Origin of the sequence: Cupriavidus sp. IK-TO18 (assembly GCF_015549295.1) — a bacterium.
GTDB classification, from domain to species: Bacteria; Pseudomonadota; Gammaproteobacteria; order Burkholderiales; family Burkholderiaceae; genus Cupriavidus; species Cupriavidus oxalaticus_A.
Genome location: NZ_JADGMP010000059.1, coordinates 83,872 through 107,198 on the forward strand (window position 1 = coordinate 83,872; position 23,327 = coordinate 107,198).

Here is a 23,327-nt window from a genome sequence, read left to right on the forward strand (position 1 = left end):
GAGCGACTCTTCCGCTACAGTGGCCGGCCCATTGGAGATCTCAGTCCGGCATGGCCAACGTAGAACGCACCGCCTATCCGCGCTTTCCCAAGGTCTTTTCGACAGCGGAATTGCAGGCCTGCTATACGCCGGACGTCGAGGAACTGGTGTGGGGGCGACGCAATGCGCGGGGGGAGTCCACGCGACTCGGCCTACTGGTGCTGCTGAAGGTTTGGGATGCACCACTTCCCCAATCTTGATTCCATTCCCACGGCCATCATCGAGCACGTCCGGGTTAGCGCAGGCATCGGCACGGAGGTCGACTTTGGCTACGACAGAGCCAGATCTCCTGCATTGTTTCGGCGCTACGCCACCATTCGCGAGTTTCTTGGCATCCAGTCCTACTACGGCACCGACGCCAATGAAGTCGCCGTGCGTGCGGCACGGGAGGCGGCCGAGGTCGTGGATCAGCCGGTGGACATCATCAATGCCACCATCGACACCCTGATCCAGCAGCAGGTCGAATTGCCGTCGTTCTCGACGCTGGATTCGGAGCAAGTCCATGCGCGCACGCAAACAGCTCTGTTCCGGCGCGTCGCGCGACGCCTGACGGATGATGACAAGGCCCAGCTGGACCGCCTGCTCAATCGGGAATTCAATCAGCGCCAGACGGCATACAACACCATCAAGCGCTACGCATTGCGGCCGTCGCGCAAGCACATCTCCTTGCTGATCGAACATCTCACCTGGCTCGAAGGCTTTGGGGACTACGCCCGCGCGCTGGAAGACGTGCCGACCACGAAGCTGCGCTCCCTGTCATCGCAAGCGATGAGCCTGGACGCGGCCAACCTGAAGGAAATCCTGCCCGAGCGTCGCTATACCCTGTTCGTGGCACTGCTGCATCAAATGCGCGTACGGGCCCGCGACGATCTGGCCGAGATGTTCATCCGTCGTATGGGGGCGATCCACAAACGGGCCAAGGAAGAGCTTGCGCTCATCCAGGCGCGGCAGCGCGAGCAGATGGAAAGCCTCGTGGATCTGCTCGACGGCGTGGTCAACATTGTGGACGATCACAAGGAAGATGCCACACTGGGCGCCCGGGTACGCCAGTATCTGGCGCCGACAGGCAGTCTCGAGCCCTTGCGCGAGAGTTGTGCGGAGGTGCGAGCCTACAGCGGCAAGAACCACCTGCCGTTGCTGTGGCGGCATTTCAAGGCGCACCGGGCCGTCCTGCTGCGCCTGGCGCACGCCCTGGCATGGGGATCGACCACGCAATCGCAGACCTTGCTGACGGCGTTGGAAACGAGTGTTCGAGAACGAGTCGCTGCACCGGGAGTGGGTTGCCGTCGACGTTGACCTCAGCTTTTCCTCGGAACGCTGGCGCAAGCTGGTGCGCCGTCCGATCGAACTGGGCGCCCCGACCAATCGTCGCTATCTCGAGCTCTGCGTCCTGTCCTATATGGCCAAGGAATTGCGCAGCGGCGATCTGTGCGTGACCGGCTCCGACGCATTTGCGGACTACCGCGATCACCTGCTGCCATGGCGCGAGTGCGAACACCGCTTGCCGAGCTACTGCGAGAAGTTCGGCATGCCCGCCAGCAGCGCCGGCTTCGTGGCCCAGCTGCGTCAGAGGCTTGCGGACACGGCTCGTCAACTGGATGAGCGGTTCCCCGAGAAGTCCGAGCATGTGATCATCAACAAAGCGGGCGAGCTGGTGGTGCGCCGCACCGCGGCCACCATCGTCCCGGAAAGCGCAGTCGCGCTGCAGAAAGCGCTGATGAAGCGCATGCCGGTGCGCAACCTGCTGGACGTGCTGGCCAATATCGAACACTGGACACATTTCACGCGGCATTTCGGCCCGCTCAGTGGTAGCGACCCCAAGATTCGTAACGCTGCCGAGCGCTACTTGCTGACCATCTTCGCGATGGGCTGTAATCTCGGGCCGACCCAGGCGGCGCGCCATATGGGCGACAAAGTCACGCCACACATGATGTCGTTCGTCAACCGGCGGCACTTGAGCCTCGAGCGGCTGGAGACCGCACAGCGGGAGCTGATCGATCTCTATCTACGACTGGACCTGCCCAAGCACTGGGGCGATGGCAAGACGGTGGCGGCCGATGGCACCCAGTACGATTTCTACGACAACAATCTGCTGGCCTGGCTACCACCACCGGTACCGCAAGATGGGCGCGGTGGCCTACCGGCACGTAGCGGACAATTACATTGCGGTCTTCCGGCATTTCATCCCGCCAGGCATCTGGGAGGCGATCTACGTCATCGAGGGACTTCTCAAGGCAGGCCTGAGCGTCGAGGCGGATACCGTCCACGCCGACACCCAGGGCCAGTCGGCGGCGGTGTTTGCCTTCACCCACCTGCTGGGCATCAAGCTGATGCCGCGCATCCGGAACTGGCAGGATCTCAAGCTATACCGAGTGGATTCCGAGACGAAGTACCAGCACATCGACACGCTGTTTACCGAAACGGTCAACTGGGATCTCATCGAACGACATTGGCAGGACCTGATGCAGCTCACGCTGTCAATCCAGGCTGGCGCGCTGTCCTCGCCCTTGCTGCTGCGCCGGTTCGGCGCGGCCAGCCCGAAGAATCGCTTGTCGTTGGATTGCCCGCGGCAGGAATGACAACGCCAGCGCCGGCGCGGTGGCGATCTGCAGCGAGCCGCGCTGCATGTCGCGGATCTCCAGTGCCGTCTGCGCAATCCGGTCGATCCCCACCAGCGAGCGCTGCACCTCGTCGAACAGCGCCATCCCGGCCGGGCACCCGCTGGCCGGCAAGGAAGTGATCCGGCCCCAGGACCTGGCGGGGGAGAGCTTTGTCTCCCATCCGCGCGTGCTGGATTCCCGGCTACAGATCGATGCGCTGTTCGCTTCCTACGGCATCGAGTGCAAGGTGCAGGTGGAAACGCAGGTGTCCTGGAGCATCTGCGCATTCGTGGAGGAGGGGCTGGGCGTGGCGCTGATCGATCCGATCACCGCGCACGAGTACAAGGGCGCCGGCGTCTGCTTCCGGATGTTCGAACCGTTGCTGACGACGGACTTTTCCGTGCTGTTTTCGGCGCAGCGGTCGCCGTCGATATTGCTCAAGGCGTTCGTCACCCACACGCGCGCCTTCGCGCTGGCCCGGCTGGATCCGCGCTTTGTGGTGGCTTAGGCCGTGGGCCGCGCGGCAATCCTGAAATTCGGCAAGGTCATTGCTCCGTCCAGTTCGGCGTCCCTCGCGCGGGGCTCCCGCTGCCGAGCAGTACTTCGCGTTCGTTCTTTACCGCGCCGTCGCTGGACTTCTACCGGCTCGAAGGCAGCCTGCGCGCCCTCTGAACGGCGCCCTTGACCGGATTCGAATCCGTTCCGGGCGGCATCAATACGGGCGGCATCAATACTTGATTTGAAATCAAATATTTTTGTCCAGTAACGGCGTTTATTTCATCAGTTTCCACCGGCAGAATCTCCTCCAGATCAAACCGGTCCCTTCCAAGGAGCACACCATGCGCAATATTCCCGCTTTCGGCCTCGGCACGTTCCGCCTGCAAGGCCAGGTTGTCATCGACTCGGTCCGCAACGGCCTCGAACTCGGCTACCGCGCAATCGACACCGCCCAGATCTATGGCAACGAAGCGGACGTGGGCGAGGCGATCGCCGCCTCCGGCGTGCGCCGCGACGACCTGTTCCTGACGACGAAGATCTGGGTCGACAACTACGCACAGGACAAGCTCGTGCCCAGCCTCGAGGAAAGCCTGGCGAAGCTGCGCACGGACTACGTCGACCTGACCCTGATCCACTGGCCGGCGCCCGGCAACGGCGTGCCGCTCGAGGCCTACATGACCGCGCTCGCCGAGGCGAAGGAAAAAGGCCTGACGCGGCAGATCGGCATCTCGAACTTCAACATCGAACTGACAAAGCAGGCGATCGCCGCGGTCGGCAAGGACGCGATCGCGACCAACCAGATCGAGCTGAGCCCCTATCTGCAGGGCCGCAAGCTGGTGGACTTCCTGCAGCAAGAGGGTATCCACGTCACGTCTTACATGACGCTGGCGTACGGCAAGGTGCTTGGCGACCCGGTGATCGGCGCGATCGCGCAGCGGCACCAGGCGACGCCGGCCCAGGTCGTGCTGGCCTGGGCGCTGCAGCTCGGCTACTCGGTGATCCCGTCGTCCACCAGGCGCGAGAACCTCGCCAGCAACCTGCTCGCGCAGACGCTGCACCTGAGCGACGACGACATGGCGCAGATCGCCGCGCTCGAGCGCAACGGCCGCGAAGTCAGTCCCGACGGCCTCGCGCCGCAATGGGACTGAACGCGCAGCGACCGTTTTTCGTTCCGTCTCTCCTCGTCTCTCTTCGTCTATCTTCGTCCCGTCTTTCCTCGATCCCTCCGCGGCCCGCAGGCCGCGGATCCGATAGCACACGCACCATGACCCAGGATCCGCTGTTTCAATCGCTTCAACTCGGCGGGCTGACGCTGCCGAACCGCATCGTGATGCCGCCGATGACGCGCTCGCGCGCCAGCCAGCCCGGCGACGAGGCCAATGCGCTGATGGCCGCGTACTACGCGCAGCGCGCGGGCGCCGGCCTGATCGTCAGCGAAGGCACCTACATCGCGCCGCTCGGCAAGGGCTATGCATGGACGCCCGGCATCCACACGCCCGCGCAGGTGGCCGGATGGCGCAAGGTGACCGATGCCGTGCACGCCGCCGGCGGCCACATCTTCGCGCAGCTCTGGCATGTGGGCCGGCTGAGCCACGCGAGCCTGCTTGGCGGGCAACAGCCCGTGTCGTCGTCGCCGATCCAGGCGCAGGGCGTAAACGTGTTCATCGCCGGCGAGGACGGCAGCACGCCCGGCTTCGTCCAGGCCTCCGCGCCGCGCGCGCTGACCGTCGACGAGATCCGCGAAGTCGTGGACCAGTACCGCGCCGCCGCGCGCAACGCCATCGAGGCGGGTTTTGACGGCGTCGAGCTGCATGGCGCGAACGGTTACCTGGTGAACCAGTTCATCGACTCGAATGCCAACACGCGCACCGACGCCTACGGCGGGTCGCTGGAGAACCGCTTGCGTTTCCTTGGCGAAGTCGCGCAGGCGCTGGTCGAAGGCACGGGCGACGCGTCGCGCGTCGGTATCCGCCTCGCGCCGCTGACCACGCTGAACGGCTGCGTCGACGACGATCCGGAAACGACATACCTTGCCGCGGCCAGGCTGCTTGGTGATCTCGGTGTCGGCTACCTCCACATTGCGGAAGCGGACTGGGACGATGCGCCGCTGATGCCGGCGGCATTCAAGCGCAAGCTGCGTGAAGCGTTCCCCGGCGTGCTGATCTATGCCGGCAAGTACACCGCGGAACGCGCGCGCGAAGCGATCGCGGCGGGCTGGGCCGACCTGGTCGCCTTCGGCCGTCCGTTCGTCGCGAACCCGGACCTGCCCGAGCGCCTGCGCGTTGGCGCGCCGCTCGCGCAGCATGACCGCGGCACGCTCTTCGGTGGCGGTGCGCAAGGGCTGACCGACTACCCCACGCTGGCCGAAAACGCAGCCTGAACGAGACCCGGAGTTCGATGGTGAAGGCGAAACCTTGGCTTTCCGGCCCCGGCTCCGCCTCCTCCGAGCCTAGCCGTTGCTCGGAAAAGCGAACTGCGCCTTCTCGGTGACCTCGCGCTTTGGCCAGCGCTGGGTGATTGCCTTGCGACGGGTGTAGAAGCGCACACCATCCGGACCGTAGGCATGCAGGTCGCCAAACAGTGAACGCTTCCAGCCACCGAAGCTGTGGTAGGCCACGGGCACCGGCAGCGGTACATTGACACCAACCATGCCAACTTCGATTTCGTCGCAGAAGGTGCGAGCCGATTCGCCATCGCGCGTAAAGATGCACGTGCCATTGCCATATTCGTGAGCGTTGATGAGCTGCATCGCATCCTTCAGGCTTTTGACACGCACGATGCACAGTACCGGCCCAAAGATTTCATCCTTGTAGATGGTCATGTCTGTGCTGACGTTGTCGAACAGCGTGCCGCCCACGAAGTAGCCGTCCTCGTGGCCAGCTACCGTGAAGCCGCGACCATCGACCAGCAGCTTGGCGCCGGCGGCTTCACCCGCCGCAATGTATCCGGTCACGCGCTCGAGCGCTGCGGACGTGACTAGCGGCCCCATATCCAGTCCACACGAGGTACCCGGGCCAATTTTCAAGGCCTGGATTGCGGGAACAACCTTCTCGATGAGAGCGTCGGCAATCTTGTCGCCAACACATACGGCAACCGAAATGGCCATGCAGCGTTCGCCGCAAGAGCCGTATGCAGCGCCCATCAAGGCGTTGACGGCGCTGTCCAGGTCAGCGTCTGGCATAAAGACCGCATGGTTCTTTGCGCCGCCCAGGGCCTGTACACGCTTGCCGCGCTTCGTGCCTTCCGCATAGATGTACTCCGCAATTGGCGTGGACCCGACAAAGCTCAGCGCTTTCACGTCGGGATGTTCGATCAACGCATCGACAGCTTCCTTGTCTCCGTTAACCACATTAAGGACACCTTTGGGCAAGCCGGCTTGATAGAACAGTTCGGCAATCATGAGCGTCGAGCTGGGGTCACGCTCCGACGGCTTCAGGACAAAGGTGTTACCGCAGGCGATGGCGAGCGGGTACATCCACAGCGGCACCATCGCCGGGAAGTTGAACGGCGTGACGCCGGCGACTACGCCCAGCGGCTGGAATTCGCTCCAGGCGTCGATGTTCGGACCTACGTTGCGGGTGTACTCGCCCTTCAGTAGTTCGGGAGCGGCGCACGCGTATTCCACGTTCTCGATGCCGCGCTTCAGTTCGCCGGCGGCATCTTCGATGGTCTTGCCGTGTTCCTTGCTGATGAGTTCGACGATGGCCCTTTCATGTTCCTCCAGCAACTGTTTGAAGCGGAACAGCACCTGCGCCCGCTTGGCCGGGGGCGTATTGCGCCATGCCGGGAATGCAGCCTTGGCAGTCAGGATGGCGTGTCTCACGGTAGCGGAATCCGCCAGGACAAGCTGGCCGGTGACTTCGCCGGTGGAGGGGTTGTAGACCGGCGAGGGGCGGCCTTCGCCTACGACACGCTCGCCATTAATGAAATGCGGGATGGTGTTCATACTGAATCCAGGAAAACAAGGGTAGTTGCTGGAAGGGCAGGTGGCCGAACGGCCTTAAGCGAGCGTCCCGATGACAACGCCAACGGCGTCGAACATGGTGTCAAGCTCGCTGGTGGTGGTGTTGAAAGCCGGTCCGAACTGGAGCGTGTCGCCGCCGAAGCGTACGTAGAATCCCTTCTTCCACAGCGCGAGACCAGCCTCGAACGGGCGTATGGTTGCGTCACCGTCGCGCGGGGCCAGTTGGATGGCTCCGGCCAGGCCACAGTTGCGGATGTCCACGACATGCTTTGTGCCCCGTATGCCGTGGATGGCCTGCTCGAAATGGGGAGCCAGCTCGGCGGCTTGCTGAATCAGGTTTTCACGTTTCAGCACGTCCAGCGTCGCCAGGCCGGCGGCGCATGCTACTGGGTGGGCTGAGTACGTGTAGCCGTGCGCGAACTCGACGGCATGTTGCGGCGCCGCCTGGTTCATGAACGTCTCGTAGATTTCGCTCGACGCGATGACCGCGCCCATGGGAATTGCTCCATTGGTCAGCTGCTTTGCGACATTCATCAGGTCGGGGGTGACGCCGAAGAATTCGGCGCCAGTCGGTTCACCCATGCGGCCGAAGCCCGTGATCACTTCATCGAAGATCAACAGGATGCCGTGCTGGTCGCAGATTTCGCGCAGGCGCTGGAGGTATCCCAGGGGCGGAACAATGACGCCGGCCGAACCCGACATCGGCTCGACAATAACCGCTGCGATGTTCGACGCGTCGTGCAGTTCGATGAGTTTCAGCAGTTCATTGGCGAGCGCCACGCCGCCGGTCTCGGCCTGGCCTTTGGTGAACGTGCAATCGGGCTGCAGCGTGTGCGGGAGGTGGTCAACGTCCATCAGCTGGCCAAACGTCTTGCGGTTTCCACCGATGCCGCCCAGGCTCGTGCCGGCGACGTTCACACCGTGATAGCCGCGGGCACGACCAATGAGCTTGGTCTTTGCCGGTTGGCCTTTGAGCCTCCAGTATGCGCGGGCCATTTTTACAGCCGTATCCGCACATTCCGAGCCGGAGTTGGTGTAGAAGACGTGCTTCAGGTTGCCAGGCATCATGTCAACGATGCGCTCGGCCAGCGTGAACGACAGCGGGTGGCCAAACTGGAACGCAGGCGCGTAGTCCAGAGTTCCCAACTGGCTTGCCACCGCTTCCTGGATCTCCTTCCGGCTATGGCCGGCACCACATGTCCATAGACCCGACAATCCGTCGAAGACCTTGCGCCCATCGGCGTCAATCAGATAGCGCCCCTCAGCCGCGACAATCAGACGCGGGTCCTGACGGAAATTGCGGTTCGCGCTGAACGGCATCCAGTGAGCGCTGAGATTGAGCTCGTTCTTGTTCCTGAGGGCGTAGGCGGCGGAGGGGTTCAAGGCGGCTTCCTTTGGAGAGGGTCTACGGCCTCGAGTGTGGTACGTTATTTGGGTGAGTAAAATACAATTATTCTCACGATTACATATTGAATTACTCACCTATGAAAAGGCTGCCGCTCTCACAGGTCACGGACTTCGACCTGCGCCTGCTTCGGGTCTTCCGCACCGTTGCAGAAGTAGGAAGCTTTACTGCGGCTGAAAGTGCTCTCGGAATCACGAGATCCGCGATTAGCCTTCACATGAGTGACCTGGAGAAGCGGCTGGGTGTCAGGTTGTGCCAGCGGGGGCGAGCGGGATTCGCGCTAACGGACGAAGGACGCGAAGTACTTCGGGCGGGGGAGGCGGTGCTTTCTGCCATCGAAGGCTTCCGTACAGAGGTGAATCAGCTCCACCAAAGCCTCAGGGGTGAACTCAATATCGGGCTGATGAACAACCTGGTGACGCAGCCGAAGATGCGGATCACCGACGCCTTGAAAGGAATTCGGCGCCAGAGCGAGGGCGTGCGCATCAACATCAGCATGAGTACGCCTGGCGAGATCGAGCGGGGCTTGCTGGATGGCCGTCTCCACATCGGCGCGTTGCCGATGCTCACTACGCTCTCGACACTGGACTACATTCCGCTGTACGAAGAACGCTCACAGCTCTATTGCAGCCGAAATCATCGATTGTTTCCGTCTGGGAAGAAGTTGTCGGTGGCTGACCTGCGAGAGGTAGCTGCCGTGGCGCCGAGCTACCGTATCAGTGCTGAGGCCATGCAATTGCACCAGAAGTTGAGTTGCGCGGCGACGGCGACGGACCGCGAAGGTATAGCTTTCCTGATTCTCACCGGCGAGTACATTGGCTTTCTGCCAGACCATTTCGCGGCGACTTGGGTGGAAAAGGGCATGCTCATACCTCTGGTGACCAAAGAGATGCACTTTGAAGTGACGCTTGGCGTCGCGACGCGGAAGGGCCGAAGAAAAAATCTGATTATGGACCGATTTCTGGACATCCTGATTCAGGATAGCGCCCGCTGATCGAGAAACCTTGCAGGCTGCAGTAGTCCGAGGTCGCCGAGCGTGTAAGCGTGATCCCGATGACGACCAGGGCCCAGTTTGAGAAGGCCCAGGAAAGCTTCGACGCGGCGCGCCGCCTCGGGCTCGTTCCGGCCGTTGGGGGGCGTGTGGCACAGGGCCCGGGGATGGAGAAGGGCTGGTTCATCGAGCCGACCGGCCTGTAGCGAAGACCCGGTTCCCCGTCAGAGAGCTTGAGCTAAGCTCCAAGATCAACCTGAACTGCCGGACTGAGCCCGAATCTCGGCTAGCTTGACATACAAAGTACTTCGGGAAATGCCCAGTGTCCGCGCTGCCATAGAGATGTTTCCGTGGGCGTTCGCGAGCGCGTCGAGTATCGCTTGTCTTTCGACTTCCTCAAGTCGGCGGAATGAAACCGGCTTTGACGACGGGGCAGGTACGGAAAGGGAGGCGTTTGTCGTTTGCTGGATGTTCGGGGGAAGCAGAGAGGCATCGATGACGTCGTCGTCGCTGAGCGCGAACATCATCTCGAAGACGTTCTGCAATTCGCGTATGTTACCCGGCCAGCGATGACCAAGTAGCGCCTGGCGCACGGCCGGTTCAAGCTGCTTGGGCGCACAGCCATACTTGTGCGCGAGTTTGACGTTGAGATGCTTGATGATTGCATCGATATCCCCGGGCCTATCGCGCAGCGGGGGGAGAGCCAGGCTCACTACGCAGAGACGGTGGAACAAGTCTTCGCGGAAGCGGCCGGCGGTAATCTCCTTTTGCAGATCACGGTTCGTAGCGGCAACTATGCGGACCGAAACGCGCCGCTCGCGGGTGTCACCCAAGCGAACCACAACGCCATCCTGCAGCACGCGCAACAGGTGAGGCTGCATATCAAGTGGCAACTCGCCGACCTCGTCCAGGAAGAGGGTGCCCCCGTCAGCTTGCTCAAACTTCCCGGGAAGGCCACCTCGACGGGCACCTGTGAAAGCGCCATCGGAATAGCCAAAAAGTTCGCTGGCCAAGAGCTCACGCGTAAATGCGCCGCAATTGACAGCAATGAAAGGGCCGTCGGGATGGTTGCCAGCCCGATGCAGTGCTCGGGCAAAGAGTTCTTTCCCCGCGCCAGTTTCGCCAAGAAGCAGTACCGGCAGATCGAGCGGCGCGATCCGGCGCGCGCGCGCCTTGGTCGCCTTCAGCACCTCGCTTTCGCCTACGATGTCGCCAAACACATCGTTTCCTGCTGTCGTTGTCCCGACTGGGGCCCCGGGCAATATAGCGGCTCGATTCTGGCGAGTCACGAGGGGAAGCACCAGCACCGTACCGAGCATGCCGGCATGATCCTTCACAGGGTGCAGCCATTCAGGACGCAGCCATTCCGGACGTTGGCAGTACCGGTCGACATCCGACAGTGCGAGGTTCAGTCCTGGCACCTGGCTGCCAACTTCAGAGGGCAGCCGCACGTCATAGCTCTCGCGCGCCACCTGCGCATTTCCATTCGTACGAACAATGCGCCCACGGCTGTCGACAAGCACAACGTAGTCGCTGGCGTAACGGATGAAATAATCAATGGCTCGAGTCAGCAGCCGCTCGTGAAGAGCAACGTCTCGGCGGGCTAGTTCGCTGACGATCTGGCTGGCAGCAGTCATCACCAGGCCCAAGGTGTGGCCATGGAAGGTTTCCTTGACGCCGGAAACATCCACGACCCCTAACAGGGTGCGACTGAAGGGGTCAAGAATGGGAGCCGCAGCGCAGGTCCAACGCTTGACGTCCAGACAAAAATGCTCGTCGGCATGGATCTGGACAGGAGCCGCCGTGGCGATCGCGGTTCCGATGGCATTGGTGCCAATGACTTCCTCATTCCAGCAGCCACCGGTGGCCAGGTTGATTCCCTCGCCAACGCTGCGAGCCCTGGTTTCGCCCTTGAGATGGAGAACCGTTCCGCTCGGGTCGCAAAGCATGATGAGCGTGCCGCATTCCCGTAGGATATCCCGCAGGCTCTCAAGCGCCGGAAGCGCAGCGTCACAGAGCTCCCGGTTCTGTCGCTGCAACTGGCGCACTCGTTCGGCCGCTGCCCCCGGTGCGGAGTGCCGAGCAGGGTCGACGGCCTCCGAACGACACCGCTGCCATGAGGCGAGGACGACGCTGCGCACACCCGCCCCTTCCAGGGACTGATCCTGCACAAAACGCTCCCAGGCGGAAGCCACGACGGGCTCGTCGCCGATACGTGGGATCAGGGTGCCGCAACGAGAAAACGGCATAGGACGGTCGCTCTCAATTGACTGGGATAACCGTATCCGCGAGACACCGCCAAGTCAATAATCTCTTTTCAAATCAAATATTTGTGCTTTGCAGCATGAAAATCGCAAGGTGTCCGATTTCCGGCCATCGCAGCAATTAGTGTCCGGAAACCGGACAGCGTCGGCAGCGACAAGGCGGCAACGGCGTACACGAGGGCCTGCGCCAAGTATCTAGTTTTCTATCAATGCACCCTACGCAGGTTCAGGAAGCCGATTGCGTTGTGCTTGCGAATGTCCTGTCCTCAGGTCCGAACCGGGAAATTGCTCGCAATACCGACCCGCCCAGCAAGGTTGCGACTGTGGGCAACGTCGCACGTTTAAACCAGGCAGCGGACCCAGCCCAGAACCTCCAGACATCGATCTGCTCGCTGCGGCTCTCGCCATACAGGCACCACATGCAGAAGTGCTCGCAGTTGTTGGAAATCAGGCGATATCGATCCTCACCGATGCGTGAGTAGGCGCGCTGGACGGCCTCCACACCATCAAACCTGGCGCCAGGACTTTGGCGAACTCTGATCGGATGCCCATGCGCGAATTCCGCGAGCGTGACCTCGTGCACCGGGCCGCGACGCAGTGATCGTGACAGACCCGAGTAGTGCACGACCTTGCCGGCCCCCGCGTAGAGGCCATGATGCGTATACCAAAGCCGGTCGGTGACGAGATGGGTTCCGATCGCCAGGTCCATATCGGCAACTGATTCAAAAACCGGGTGGCTTGACGTTGAGTACTTCATGGACTTCACCATACGTCGCTGTCATTTCGCTTGAATTCAGTGCATAGCGCGTGCCAGCGCCACAAGCGCTTCGCATGGACGCCGCCTTGGAGTTTCAAGGTAGCTGGCGTCCCTCTCGGCATCGACCGCCAGACTTCGATGCCGCCACGCCTGCGGCAATTGTTGGGCGGCCCTCCAACTGCTACATGCCGCCCGGACTCGCACGGGCCAATCCCATCCTTCCTGGTCAGAAAGCGTCCGATTCCCGGACACCGCTGCACAGGACGTCGAGAATCCGGACACTGACCAAAGGCATGCCGCCATCAACGAAATAGCCGAACAACAGTGCCAACCCATTGAATTCAATAGCCTGCAGGGGCTGTTTCCGATGCCAGCCGGCTCTGGCACAAGCTTTGCCATAGATGGGTCGTGGGGGGATCCCACCATGACTACATCAATGACAGGAGGCAGTATGCAATCGCAGTCCACCGTACAGGTGATGGGCATCGATGCTGGCGGCACGATGACCGACACATTCTTTGTGCGCTCCGATGGCCGCTTCGTCGTAGGCAAGGCGCAGAGCAATCCCGGCGACGAATCGCTCGCCATCTACAACTCTTCCGAGGACGCCCTTGCTCACTGGGACCGGACAGTGGATGACGTTTACCCCGAACTGGTGACTTGCGTCTACTCAGGTACGGCGATGCTCAACCGCATCCTCATGCGCAAAGGCCTCGACGTTGGTCTCATCTGCAACCGCGGTTTCGAGCAGATCCATTCGATGGGCCGAGCACTGCAGAGCTACCTGGGCTATGCACTGGAGGACCGCATCCACCTGAACACCCACCGCTACGACGAGCCTCTTGTGCCCGTCTCGCGCACGCGCGGCGTCACCGAACGTACCGACGTGCAGGGGAAGCTGGTTATCCCACTGCGTGAAGATGAGGTCCGTCAGGCTACCCGAGAACTGGTGGAGGCTGGCTCGCAAGCCATCGTCATTTGCCTGCTGCAATCCCACAAGAACGAATCAAGCGAGCAGCGCGCCCGAGACGTCGTGCGCGAGGAGCTCAAAAAACTAAAGGCCGATATACCGGTGTTCGCCTCGGTGGACTACTACCCGTCGCGCAAGGAGAGTCACAGGATGAATACCACCATCCTGGAGGCTTACGGTGCAGAGCCTTCGCGCCAGACCTTGAAGAAGGTGAGTGACCGGTTCAAGAAGCACGGCGCCAAATTCGATCTGCGGGTGATGGCCACCCACGGCGGCACCATCAGCTGGAAGGCCAAGGAACTCGCGCGCACGATTGTTTCTGGCCCGATCGGCGGCGTCATTGGGTCCAGGCTGCTGGGCGAGTATCTGGGCGACGAGAACATCGCCTGTTCCGACATCGGCGGCACCAGCTTCGACGTGGCCCTGATCACCAAGGGCAATTTCGCCATCAAGTCCGACCCCGACATGGCCCGTCTGGTCCTCTCCTTGCCCCTGGTGGCAATGGACTCGGTTGGCGCCGGCGCCGGCAGCTTTGTGCGCCTCGACCCCTACAGCAAGTCGATCAAGCTCGGCCCCGACAGCGCAGGCTACCGCGTGGGCACCTGCTGGCCGGAAAGCGGTCTCGACACGGTGTCCGTTTCCGATTGCCACGTCGTTCTGGGCTATCTGAACCCGGACAATTTCCTGGGCGGTGCCATCAAGCTCGACGTGCAACGCGCCCGCGACCACATCAAGGCGCAGATCGCCGACCCGCTCGGCCTGTCAGTCGAAGACGCCGCGGCAGGCGTCATCGAGCTGCTTGACCTTACCCTTTCCGAGTACCTGCGCGCCAACATCAGTGCCAAAGGCTATAACCCGGCGGAATTCACCTGCTTTTCTTACGGCGGCGCCGGCCCGGTGCACACCTACGGCTACACCGGCGGCGTCGGCTTCAAGGACGTCGTCGTGCCTGCGTGGGCGGCGGGATTCTCGGCCTTCGGTTGCGCTTGCGCCGACTTTGAGTACCGCTACGACAAGTCAGTGGACCTTGGTGTTGCCCAGCTCGCGCCGGACGATGCCAAGGCGGTTGCATGCGGAATCTTGCAGGAAGCCTGGTCGGAACTGGCGGTGAAGGTCATCGACGAGTTCGTCCTCAACGGGTACAAGCCCGAAGACGTGATGCTGATTCCCGGCTACAAGATGCAGTACATGGGCCAACTGAACGATCTCGAGATTGTGTCGCCGGTGACCCGTGCCGCGACTGCCGCCGATTGGGACAAAATCGTCGACGCATTCGAAAATACCTATGGACGCGTCTACGCGAGTTCTGCCCGCTCGCCGGAACTGGGCTTTTCCATTACTGGCGCCATTCTTCGCGGGATGGTTGTAACCCAGAAACCCGTGCTGCCGGAGGACCCGGACGCCGGGCCCACGCCGCCAAAGTCGGCCTATCTCGGTACCCGACCCTTCTATCGCCACAAGAAGTGGGTCGATGCCGCGCTCTGGAAGATGGAATCCCTCAAGGCCGGCAATCACATCGTCGGTCCCGCCATCATCGAATCCGATGCCACCACGTTCGTGGTGCCCGACGGCTTCGAAACGACGATTGACAAGCACCGCCTGTTCCATCTCAAAGAAGTGAAGTAAGGAGACATGCCATGAACATGATGAGCAATAAAGAAGTCGGCTTCGCCGACCTGCTGCAAAACGGCCAGACGCTCAAGCAGCACCGTGACGGCATCATTGAGCGCACCAATGCTACGGGCCATTACAACGGCCTCGGGAAGCTGGAATTCCGGGACAGCGATCCGATTGGCTACGAAAAGCTGTTCTCCAAGCTGCGTGGCGGCCTCGTGCATGCTCGTGAAACGGCCAAGAAGATTGCTGCGAGCCCTATCGTCGAGCAAGAAGGCGAGCTTTGCTTCACGCTTTACAACGCTGTGGGCGACTGCGTGCTGACCTCGACCGGGATCATCATCCACGTCGGGACCATGGGGGCGGCAATCAAATACATGATCGAGAATAACTGGGAGGCCAACCCCGGCATTAATCCGGGGGACATGTTTACCAACAACGATTGCTCTATCGGCAACGTGCATCCCTGTGACATCGCGACTATCGTCCCGATCTTCTGGCAAGGCCGGCTTATCGGTTGGGTCGGTGGCGTCACGCACGTCATCGACACCGGCTCAGTGACGCCGGGTTCGATGTCCACCGGCCAGACCCAGCGCTTCGGCGATGGCTACATGATTACCTGCCGCAAGACGGGGGTGAATGACGTGCCGTTGCGCGACTGGCTGCACGAGTCCCAGCGTTCAGTGCGCACGCCCAAGTACTGGATCCTTGACGAAAAGACCCGCATCGCCGGCTGCCACATGATTCGCGACCTGGTCGAGGAAGTGATTCGGGCTGATGGCATCGAGGCCTATGAGAAATTTACCTACGAGGTCATCGAAGAAGGCCGCCGCGGACTGCAGAGCCGTATCAGGGCCATGACCCTGCCGGGCAAGTATCGCAAAGTCTCCTTTGTCGATGTGCCCTACAAGCATGACGACGTGCAGGTATCCAACGCCTTCGCCAAGCTCGACTCCATCATGCATTCGCCGGTGGAGATGACCATCAAGCCGGACGGAAAGTGGCGCCTGGACTTTGAAGGAGCGAGCCGCTGGGGCTGGCACACCTTCAACGCCCATCAGGTGGCATTTACTTCAGGAATCTGGGTGATGATGTGCCAGACCCTGGTGCCAACCCAGCGCATCAATGATGGCGCCTACTTCGCCACCGAGTTCCGCCTGCCAAAGGGCACTTGGTGCAATCCCGACGACCGCCGCACCGGTCACGCTTATGCCTGGCACTTCCTGGTCTCCGGCTGGGCGGCCCTGTGGCGCGGCCTATCCCAGTCCTATTTTAGCCGGGGGTATCTGGAGGAGGTGAACGCCGGTAACGCCAACACTTCAAACTGGCTGCAAGGTGGTGGCATCAATCAGGATGGCGAGATCCATGCGGTTAACAGTTTCGAGGCCAGTTCCTGCGGAACGGGCGCCTGCGCCGTCAAGGATGGCCTCAACCACGCAGCCGCCATCTGGAACCCGGAAGGGGACATGGGCGACATCGAAATCTGGGAGATGGCCGAACCGTTGCTCTATCTTGGCAGAAACGTCAAGGCCAACTCCGGCGGGTATGGCAAGTACCGCGGCGGTTGCGGCTTCGAGACGCTGCGCATGGTGTGGAACGCCCAGGATTGGACCATGTTCTTCATGGGCAATGGGTTCATGAACAGCGACTGGGGCATGATGGGTGGCTATCCCTCGGCGACCGGATACCGGTTTGAGGCACACAAGACCGGGCTGGACAAGCGCATCGCCATTGGCGATTCCCTGCCTCTGGGTGGCGACATCGATCCCGGCAAGCCAGACTACGAGCGCCACATCGATGCAACTGCGGTGGTCAAGCGTGACAAGCAGTGCATCACTACCGAGGACTGCTACGCCAACCATGACCTGTACCTCAACTACTTGCGCGGGGGGCCGGGCTTTGGCGACCCGATCGACCGCGATCCGAAGGCCGTCGAGGCGGACCTCAACCAGAAATTCCTTCTGCCGGAATATGCGCAGAAAGTCTACGGTGCCGTCTTCACCCAGGACGCCAAGGGCGTGTTCACGGTGGATGTAGAGAAAACCCAGGCCCGCCGTGCCGAGATCCGCAAGGAACGCCTGGCACGTTCCCTGCCAACCCGCGAATGGATGAAGGAAGAACGCGATCGCATCCTCAACAAGCACGCGTCCGTCCAGGTGCAACACATGTTCGCTACCAGCTTCGCCCTGTCGGAGAAGTTCACGCGGGAGTTCAAGGCATTCTGGAACCTCCCCGCCGAGTGGCAGCTGCTTGAGGATGAACTGGGCGTGCCGTCCTACGGCGCCAGGCACCGCATGGACCTTTCCCTGCTGCCCGACGTTACCACCGTCGTCCAGGTCGAAGAGTAATCACAGAATCGAGGAGTTTGAGTCATGTCCAAGTACACGAATGAACAGGTTGCCCACCTCGTTGAGGGTTCCCTGGACTGGGAAACAACTTTCCGCATGCTGTCGATGCCCAAAGATGACAGCCGCTTTGCTCAGTATTTGGCCGCTCTGCAGGCCAAGGTCAGCTTCCCGGACCGCATTGTGCTTCCGCTCGGCCCGCACATGCATATTGTGCAATCGACCAATAATAAGAAGTGGGTGGTCAAGTGCGATTGCGGCCACGAGTTCTGCGATTACCGCGAGAACTGGAAACTGCATGCATCCATCTATGTGCGCGACACAGAGGAAGCGATGGCCGAGGTGTATCCCAAGCTGATGGCCCCCGATACCCAGTGGCAGGTGTATCGAGAGTACTACTGCCCGGCATGCGGCACTATGCACGACGTCGAGGCGCCAACACCATGGTATCCAGTGATCCACGACTTCGAGCCAGACATCGAGGCATTCTATAAGGAATGGGTGCAAATGCCGGTCCCCGAGCGCGCTCCGGACTAGATTGCAACTCGAAGGTTGGGGGCAGACACAGGCCTGCTCCCCGCCTTGCGGAGACGCTGCCGGTTGCTTTGACAGCCGGCTTAAGTAGGCCGACAGAATGAACGGGCTCACGCTGGACTGCCCCTGGACCAGTCAAAGAACCAAAGGAAAAGGCGCTGCACCCAAGGCGATTCGGAGTGGCGTCCCGCCGGCAACCAAGGTCCGGTAAGCCCTGAAGCCGAGCAAGCCAGGGGCGATAGCGGGATTGTCGACGCGGCGGGTGTGTCGCAAGGAGAAACGCTTTCGAAGGCTCTCGGGCAGAACGCCAAAGTTTCGCGATAGCTTCGTCTGGCGCCATTCTAGAAAGGCCCCGCCGCGGAGCCGCTGAAACGCGGCGGGGCAAAGCGCAGTGACCCTGGGGAAGGGGGGAAAGGCCCACCACGCTTGATCCAGCTTACGGTATGTGTCGCAAACACCGTATGGGGTGCCAAACAGAACCAAGTGTCAGCGACGAAACCTTTCTGGCGGCACGGCGCCGGGACGCTTGATCCTTATCCAATCGCGCGAGCGCTCTCCATCCCGATATCCGCGCGGATGGTCTTCCGCTCGCACAGCAGCATAGGGCGAAGGTCAGCGAGCGATGGCGCATGGTAGCGCACGTCCAAATCCTGATCTGCATCGCCAGAGTCGGCCCGAATCGGCCGATTTTCTCGATGAGGTAAGCGCTCAGAATAGCGGCTTGATGCGTCCGCTGAACCGCTAGCCTAGTGGAGTATCGCCGTCCCGCTACTTCTCCGCGTCCCAGCCGATCCGATGCCGCGCCTGCGTGGCTTCATGGCGCGCATCCTCTTCACTGTGCAGATAGCCGCTCGTCGTCGACAGCGAGCTGTGCCCGAAGTTGTCGCGCACAAAGCGCAGGTCGACCTGCCGGTCGGTCATGTGCGAGCCGGCGGTGTGGCGCAGCCAGTGCGCCGAGGCGCTGGCCAGCACCGCGGCTTGTGCTTCCCATTCTGGCCCGCGCGCCCGCAGGCGCGCCGCGGCCATGCCGAACACCTCTTTCAGGATCAGGTGCAGCGCGCCGCGTGACAGCGGTTTCTCGCTGTCCGCTTTTCCGATCACCGGCAGCACCAGGGGACGCGTCTCACCGAACTGCGGAGTCGGCGGCAGTGCGTGGGCGCGACGGTAGCGCGCCAGTTCTGCAATCAGCTCGTCGGTCGCCGGCACCAGCCGGGTCTTGCTGCCTTTGCCGGTCACCTCCAGCCACCAGCGCTCAGTGCCCTGGGCATCGCGCCGACAGAAGAACGCGCCCATCGTGGTCGCTGTCAGCTCCGACGCCCGCAAGCCGCCCAGATAGAGCACGCTCAGCACCCAGCGGCAGCGTGCCGCATGCAGCCGTTCCCGCGCGGTCTCGGTCGGCATCGCTTCGACCGTCTCCTTGACGATCGCCCACAGGTCGTGGCTCAGATAACGGGTGATGCGCGCCTTGCTGGGAGCGCGCCGACGGCGGGCGAGGGCGAGCGGATTGCCGGCCAGGTAGCCGGCCTCGGTCAGCCAGGCGAACAGCGCGTTCAGGATCACCATGGCCTGGCGCACGCTGCCGGGCGACAGCGGCCCGGCAAACGGGCGCCAGTCCGGATGGCTGCGCGCGAGCTTCTTGTTGCCGGCCAGCACCCAGCGCGCGGCCGGTTGCGGATCGGCGAGGAAGCGCTCATAGGCTAGCAGGTCTTCGTGCGTCAGCGAGGACAAAGGTTTGCCCAACTGGAGCACGGCCCACAGGATCAGCCTCTCCACCTCGCGGCGGTAGGTGGCGATGGTCGCCGCACTGTCGGCATAGCGGGCCAGCCAGGCGGTCACGGCGGCCAGGTCATCGGCCGCGGCAATACGAGCGCCGGTGGCGGGCGCGCGATTAGTACCGGCGGCGCCGGACAGCGGCGATGACAGTTTCAACCGCTCCAGCGGTGTGGGAAGTGAGTCGGTAAGACTCCCAAGCGGTTTGAGGGGCAGTAGGTCCATGCGCGAGTCGAAAGAATCACACTTCACTTTGATATTATAAACATAAGCGCAGTTATGTCTAAAGTAATTCGATGATATTAAGTTTTGATACGTATTACGTAGTAATACTTGACGAGGAGCGCACCGCGCGCCAGCAGAACGAGCGCACGGCCGGAGCGTTGCGCGGGGAACTGGTGGCGGCGCGCAACGAGGCACGCGATGGTGGCGCAGGCGCGAAGCGCGGGCCCGGCTCGAAGCCCAGGCCGCCGCGCTCGCCGATCGGCTCGCCAGCGCCGAGCTGGTGGCGGCGGGCGGCGGCGCAAGGCCAACGGCCCGGGCCAGCCAAGAAACAAGCACAGACCGGACAGCAGGACAAAAAGCAGGGTGCGCCAACTACAACCCTGAATCCGGATGACGGCAACGACGGTAACGACAGCCAAGAATGAGCGGGCGAAGGCGATCCGCCGGATTCTGGACCGGATGGCCGACTATGGGCTGACGATGGAAAGAGCTGGAAGCGGCGCGGTGTTTCGATCCGCCGCGCCCGCCATTACCGGCCTGCTACCGGCAACGCCCAGGGGTTGCTGCCTCGACAGCTCGTCGGAATCACGTCTATTATTGACGCCAATGAAGGCCTGAGTGCCTGAGTGCAGTTGTCTTGCGCACGCAAGGGACGGTAGCTGCCCGGGCGTGCGGTCTCAGTGCCTGGACGCGACTGCGGCGCGGAATCCGGCGCGCGGCCGGCCTTGGTCCTTCAGATTGAAATACTGCCAAGCAAAGCACGCGAACTTGCCCTGCAGTCCTGGCCATGTCGCATTTCCTGCCGCGGGGGTATTTGCAAGATGAGCAGCAATCCAATGGACCCGCCTGCGCCGCCGCCATCTCCGCGCACATGGGACGCACGCCTGGCGCGGCGGCTTGTCGAGCCGCTCAAGGATTCCCGGGTTACGCCCAACCATCTGACCACGCTCCGGCTTTTGACCGGCCTGGCCGGCGCGGCGTGCCTCGCGCAGGGCGGCTTCGGCTGGGCGAATGGCGGTGCGCTGCTGGTCGTGTTTTCCAATTTTATTGACCATACTGACGGAGAACTGGCGAGGATCAGCGGGAAATCCAGCAAGTTAGGCCATTTCTACGATCTTTTCAGCGACTCGCTGGTCACTATCCTGCTCTTCGTCAGCATGGGGATCGGCGTCTCGGGCCAGTTTCAGGATGCCGCGGTGCCGGCAGTCGTGCGCGGCAGCGTGGCGGGCGTGGCCGTGGCGCTGATCTTCTTCTTGCGCATGCGCATCGAAGCGCTCGCTGGCAAGACCGCCACGAAACAGGCCTCGGTCGGTGGCTTCGAGACGGAGGATGTGCTCTACCTCCTGCCGCTTGTGACCCTGAGCAGTGCCATCAGCCCGTTCCTGACGGCGGCCTCGATCGGCGCGCCCTTGTTCGCGGCATGGGTGGTCTTCGACTACTGGCGCGCCGTGCGGCGCGCTCGCCCCGTTACAGCGGCTACCAGACCATGAGGCGCCGATGAGCGAATCAGCCGAAGCGGACCGGGATCTTCTCACCCTGCCTGGCGAGCGGCAGCAGCCGTTCGCCGACCCCGCGGGCGCGCGTGCCGATCCCGATGCAGGTGTGGCCGCACGTGTTGGCGCCCTGGGGCACAGCGCGCTGCGCGCGGAATTCGAGCGCCAGGGAGCGTTCCTGCAAGTGCGCGAGTTTTTGCCGGATGAAGTCACGGAAGGCCTGGTTGCCAGCGCCCTGGCCTTGCAAGACCAAATCAATCGCAATTATCTCCCGGGCCACAAGCAGGGCGGCAGCGTCAGCCGCCATACGATCGACCAGCACGCGCCTTTTATCGCGCAACTCTATCGGTCCAAGGCGCTGATCGGCTGGCTCGAACAGATCTGCGGCGAGCAGCTGCTGCCTTCGCCCGAGCAGGATCCGCATGCCTACGCGCTCTATTACTACACGCGCGAGGGCGATCATATCGGCTGGCATTACGATACCTCTTACTACAACGGCAGGCGCTATACCTTGCTGTTCGGCGTGATCGACGAATCGTCGTGCCGTCTCGACTACGAATTGCACACGCGCGAGCCCGATGTGCCTGTGCAAGCGGGCTCGGTACAGATTCCCCCCGGTGGCCTCGTTTTCTTCGATGGCGACAAGCTGCGCCACCGCATCACGCCACTCGGGGCGAACCAGATACGGGTGTCGCTGACTTTCGAATACGTCACCGACCCGGGCATGCGGCCCTGGCTGCGTTTCGTCTCCAACATGAAGGACGCCCTCGCTTATTTCGGCTTCCGGCAAGTATTCAAACGGCTGGCCAAGGGCCAGCAGCCCCGGGCATGACGCGTGCGGCGATGATTTCGCTGTCGGTCGGTGCGGCGCTCTTTGTCGCCCTGATTGCCTTTACCGGCTTCGGCTCGGTGGCGTCGACGCTGATGTCGGCGGGCTGGTTGAGCCTGTTGGTGGTGATGTTTCACCTGCTGCCGCTGGCGCTGGATGCTGGTGCCATTTTCGTGCTGTTCGATCGCCACGCCAGCCATCGCGCCATGCGCGACGCGCTGTTTGCGCGCTGGGTGGGCGAGTCCGTGAACAGCCTGCTGCCCGCCGGACAGCTGGGTGGACCGGTGCTGATGGTGCGCCATCTCGCGCAACGCGGTGCACGCATGCGCGACGCTGCCGCAGCGATCACCGTCAGCACGACGATGCAAGCGATCGCGCAGCTGGTGTTCGCGGTGCTCGGACTCGTGCTGTTCGGCGCGTCAACGGCGAGCGAGGCGGGCGAGGATGTGCGCTTGCCGGTCATTGCCGTCACCGCGCTGCTGGCGCTGTGCCTGTTCGGGTTCTATGTGGCGCAGCGGCGCGGCCTGTTTGGGCGCGTGCTGCGCTTGCTGTCGAAATTGCGGGGAAAGCGCGACTGGGCGGCGCTGACGATGCGTGCCGATGCGGTGGACGCAGCCGTATGGCGGATCTATCGCGCGCCCGGCAAGGTCGCCGCGACCTTCGCGCTGAGCCTGGCGGGCTGGCTGGTCGGCACCGGGGAGGTGTGGCTGGCCCTGCGGTTTCTCGGCCATCCCGTCAGCTGGCTCGACGCCTTGCTGCTGGAGAGCGCCGGGCAGGCGATCCGCGGCGCCGCGTTTGCGATTCCCGGCTCGCTGGGTGTGCAGGAGGCTGGCTACCTGCTGCTCGCGCCATTGGTGGGACTGCCTGCCGACGCGGCGCTGGCGCTGTCGCTGATCAAGCGCGCGCGGGAAATCGTGCTTGGCGCGCCCGGCCTTCTGTATTTGTACTGGAGTGAACGAAGACACCGGCGGCGAAGCATGGGGGGTGTGCCGGCTACCGATTGATGGCGGTTGCATGAGAGCGGAGAAA

16 protein-coding genes and 3 pseudogenes are annotated in these 23,327 nt (G+C 62.4%); 14 read left to right on the plus strand and 5 right to left on the minus strand.

The window, feature by feature from the left end; translation table 11 throughout:
- Positions 1–50 precede the first annotated feature (50 nt).
- The 5 genes and pseudogenes from IPF36_RS35210 to IPF36_RS33735 form a co-directional block, all read left to right on the plus strand.
- Positions 51–2,597, plus strand: a pseudogene (locus IPF36_RS35210) (Tn3 family transposase); the annotation flags it as partial.
- Between the two features lie 67 nt (positions 2,598–2,664).
- A complete protein-coding gene (locus IPF36_RS33725; protein ID WP_195432279.1) occupies positions 2,665–3,147 on the plus strand; it encodes a LysR substrate-binding domain-containing protein in 483 nt (160 codons plus the stop codon).
- 86 nt (positions 3,148–3,233) lie between these two features.
- Positions 3,234–3,311, plus strand: a pseudogene (locus tag IPF36_RS35215) (adenylate cyclase); the annotation flags it as partial.
- Positions 3,312–3,478: 167 nt separating this feature from the next.
- Positions 3,479–4,285 (plus strand): 2,5-didehydrogluconate reductase DkgB, encoded by an 807-nt coding sequence (gene dkgB, locus IPF36_RS33730; protein WP_135705209.1) that lies wholly within the window; start codon positions 3,479–3,481, stop codon positions 4,283–4,285.
- Positions 4,286–4,401: 116 nt separating this feature from the next.
- Positions 4,402–5,517: an alkene reductase gene (locus IPF36_RS33735; RefSeq protein WP_195432281.1), complete on the plus strand. Its 1,116-nt coding sequence runs from the start codon at positions 4,402–4,404 to the stop codon at positions 5,515–5,517.
- A 69-nt stretch (positions 5,518–5,586) separates the two neighbouring features.
- Here IPF36_RS33735 and IPF36_RS33740 read toward each other — a convergent pair whose 3' ends face one another.
- Both IPF36_RS33740 and IPF36_RS33745 read right to left on the minus strand, forming a co-directional pair.
- Positions 5,587–7,083 carry a CoA-acylating methylmalonate-semialdehyde dehydrogenase gene (locus IPF36_RS33740; RefSeq protein WP_195432283.1) on the minus strand — a complete coding sequence of 499 codons (1,497 nt, stop codon included), beginning with the start codon at positions 7,081–7,083 and terminating at the stop codon, positions 5,587–5,589.
- Positions 7,084–7,137: 54 nt separating this feature from the next.
- On the minus strand, positions 7,138–8,421 hold the full coding sequence (locus IPF36_RS33745) for an aspartate aminotransferase family protein (RefSeq protein ID WP_135706270.1): 1,284 nt from the start codon (positions 8,419–8,421) through the stop codon (positions 7,138–7,140).
- Between the two features lie 164 nt (positions 8,422–8,585).
- On the opposite strand from IPF36_RS33745, the gene IPF36_RS33750 reads away from it, so the two are divergent.
- Positions 8,586–9,500 carry a LysR family transcriptional regulator gene (locus IPF36_RS33750; RefSeq protein WP_135705212.1) on the plus strand — a complete coding sequence of 305 codons (915 nt, stop codon included), beginning with the start codon at positions 8,586–8,588 and terminating at the stop codon, positions 9,498–9,500.
- A 248-nt stretch (positions 9,501–9,748) separates the two neighbouring features.
- Here IPF36_RS33750 and IPF36_RS33755 read toward each other — a convergent pair whose 3' ends face one another.
- Both IPF36_RS33755 and IPF36_RS33760 read right to left on the minus strand, forming a co-directional pair.
- Positions 9,749–11,545, minus strand: coding sequence for a sigma-54-dependent Fis family transcriptional regulator (locus IPF36_RS33755; RefSeq protein ID WP_240745995.1), 1,797 nt, complete (start codon positions 11,543–11,545; stop codon positions 9,749–9,751).
- A 442-nt stretch (positions 11,546–11,987) separates the two neighbouring features.
- Positions 11,988–12,518 (minus strand): lecithin retinol acyltransferase family protein, encoded by a 531-nt coding sequence (locus IPF36_RS33760; protein WP_255519998.1) that lies wholly within the window; start codon positions 12,516–12,518, stop codon positions 11,988–11,990.
- Between the two features lie 451 nt (positions 12,519–12,969).
- Here IPF36_RS33760 and IPF36_RS33765 point away from each other — a divergent pair, with 451 nt between their 5' ends.
- Genes IPF36_RS33765 through IPF36_RS33775 form a run of 3 tightly spaced genes read left to right on the plus strand, consistent with a single transcriptional unit; the run spans position 12,970 to position 17,984 of the window.
- Positions 12,970–15,114 (plus strand): hydantoinase/oxoprolinase family protein, encoded by a 2,145-nt coding sequence (locus tag IPF36_RS33765; protein ID WP_135705215.1) that lies wholly within the window; start codon positions 12,970–12,972, stop codon positions 15,112–15,114.
- 11 nt (positions 15,115–15,125) lie between these two features.
- Entirely contained in the window at positions 15,126–17,450 is a 2,325-nt protein-coding gene (locus IPF36_RS33770) for a hydantoinase B/oxoprolinase family protein (protein WP_133097307.1), read from the plus strand.
- A gap of 24 nt (positions 17,451–17,474) precedes the next feature.
- Positions 17,475–17,984 (plus strand): acetone carboxylase subunit gamma, encoded by a 510-nt coding sequence (locus tag IPF36_RS33775; RefSeq protein WP_133097306.1) that lies wholly within the window; start codon positions 17,475–17,477, stop codon positions 17,982–17,984.
- A 765-nt stretch (positions 17,985–18,749) separates the two neighbouring features.
- Here the strand turns inward: IPF36_RS33775 and IPF36_RS33780 are convergent.
- Complete coding sequence (locus tag IPF36_RS33780; protein WP_195432287.1) at positions 18,750–19,976, minus strand: tyrosine-type recombinase/integrase; 1,227 nt, start codon at positions 19,974–19,976, stop codon at positions 18,750–18,752.
- 71 nt (positions 19,977–20,047) lie between these two features.
- Between IPF36_RS33780 and IPF36_RS33785 the strand changes: the two genes are divergently transcribed.
- The 5 genes and pseudogenes from IPF36_RS33785 to IPF36_RS33800 all read left to right on the plus strand — a co-directional run bounded on the left by IPF36_RS33785 (position 20,048) and on the right by IPF36_RS33800 (position 23,302).
- Positions 20,048–20,401 (plus strand): hypothetical protein, encoded by a 354-nt coding sequence (locus IPF36_RS33785; RefSeq protein ID WP_195432322.1) that lies wholly within the window; start codon positions 20,048–20,050, stop codon positions 20,399–20,401.
- A pseudogene (locus tag IPF36_RS35005) lies at positions 20,367–20,511 on the plus strand (DNA-binding protein H-NS); the annotation flags it as partial. The gene IPF36_RS33785 and the pseudogene IPF36_RS35005, both read left to right, overlap by 35 nt.
- Before the next feature lie 286 nt (positions 20,512–20,797).
- Entirely contained in the window at positions 20,798–21,466 is a 669-nt protein-coding gene (locus tag IPF36_RS33790) for a CDP-alcohol phosphatidyltransferase family protein (RefSeq protein ID WP_133097304.1), read from the plus strand.
- A 7-nt stretch (positions 21,467–21,473) separates the two neighbouring features.
- Positions 21,474–22,301: a 2OG-Fe(II) oxygenase gene (locus tag IPF36_RS33795; protein WP_195432289.1), complete on the plus strand. Its 828-nt coding sequence runs from the start codon at positions 21,474–21,476 to the stop codon at positions 22,299–22,301.
- Complete coding sequence (locus tag IPF36_RS33800; protein ID WP_195432291.1) at positions 22,298–23,302, plus strand: flippase-like domain-containing protein; 1,005 nt, start codon at positions 22,298–22,300, stop codon at positions 23,300–23,302. The genes IPF36_RS33795 and IPF36_RS33800 overlap by 4 nt, the downstream gene beginning before the upstream one ends.
- Positions 23,303–23,327 lie beyond the last annotated feature (25 nt).

Bases quoted from the DNA above. Each gene is read 5' to 3' on its own strand.
- dkgB (WP_135705209.1), top strand. From the start codon at position 3,479: ATGCGCAATATTCCCGCTTTCGGCCTCGGCACGTTCCGCCTGCAAGGC.
- IPF36_RS33775 (WP_133097306.1), top strand. From the start codon at position 17,475: ATGTCCAAGTACACGAATGAACAGGTTGCCCACCTCGTTGAGGGTTCC.
- IPF36_RS33765 (WP_135705215.1), top strand. From the start codon at position 12,970: ATGCAATCGCAGTCCACCGTACAGGTGATGGGCATCGATGCTGGCGGC.
- IPF36_RS33795 (WP_195432289.1), top strand. From the start codon at position 21,474: ATGAGCGAATCAGCCGAAGCGGACCGGGATCTTCTCACCCTGCCTGGC.
- IPF36_RS33780 (WP_195432287.1), bottom strand. From the start codon at position 19,976: ATGGACCTACTGCCCCTCAAACCGCTTGGGAGTCTTACCGACTCACTT.
- IPF36_RS33770 (WP_133097307.1), top strand. From the start codon at position 15,126: ATGAACATGATGAGCAATAAAGAAGTCGGCTTCGCCGACCTGCTGCAA.
- IPF36_RS33785 (WP_195432322.1), top strand. From the start codon at position 20,048: ATGATATTAAGTTTTGATACGTATTACGTAGTAATACTTGACGAGGAG.
- IPF36_RS33760 (WP_255519998.1), bottom strand. From the start codon at position 12,518: ATGAAGTACTCAACGTCAAGCCACCCGGTTTTTGAATCAGTTGCCGAT.
- IPF36_RS33735 (WP_195432281.1), top strand. From the start codon at position 4,402: ATGACCCAGGATCCGCTGTTTCAATCGCTTCAACTCGGCGGGCTGACG.
- IPF36_RS33790 (WP_133097304.1), top strand. From the start codon at position 20,798: ATGAGCAGCAATCCAATGGACCCGCCTGCGCCGCCGCCATCTCCGCGC.
- IPF36_RS33725 (WP_195432279.1), top strand. From the start codon at position 2,665: ATGTCGCGGATCTCCAGTGCCGTCTGCGCAATCCGGTCGATCCCCACC.
- IPF36_RS33745 (WP_135706270.1), bottom strand. From the start codon at position 8,421: ATGCCGTTCAGCGCGAACCGCAATTTCCGTCAGGACCCGCGTCTGATT.
- IPF36_RS33740 (WP_195432283.1), bottom strand. From the start codon at position 7,083: ATGAACACCATCCCGCATTTCATTAATGGCGAGCGTGTCGTAGGCGAA.
- IPF36_RS33800 (WP_195432291.1), top strand. From the start codon at position 22,298: ATGACGCGTGCGGCGATGATTTCGCTGTCGGTCGGTGCGGCGCTCTTT.
- IPF36_RS33750 (WP_135705212.1), top strand. From the start codon at position 8,586: ATGAAAAGGCTGCCGCTCTCACAGGTCACGGACTTCGACCTGCGCCTG.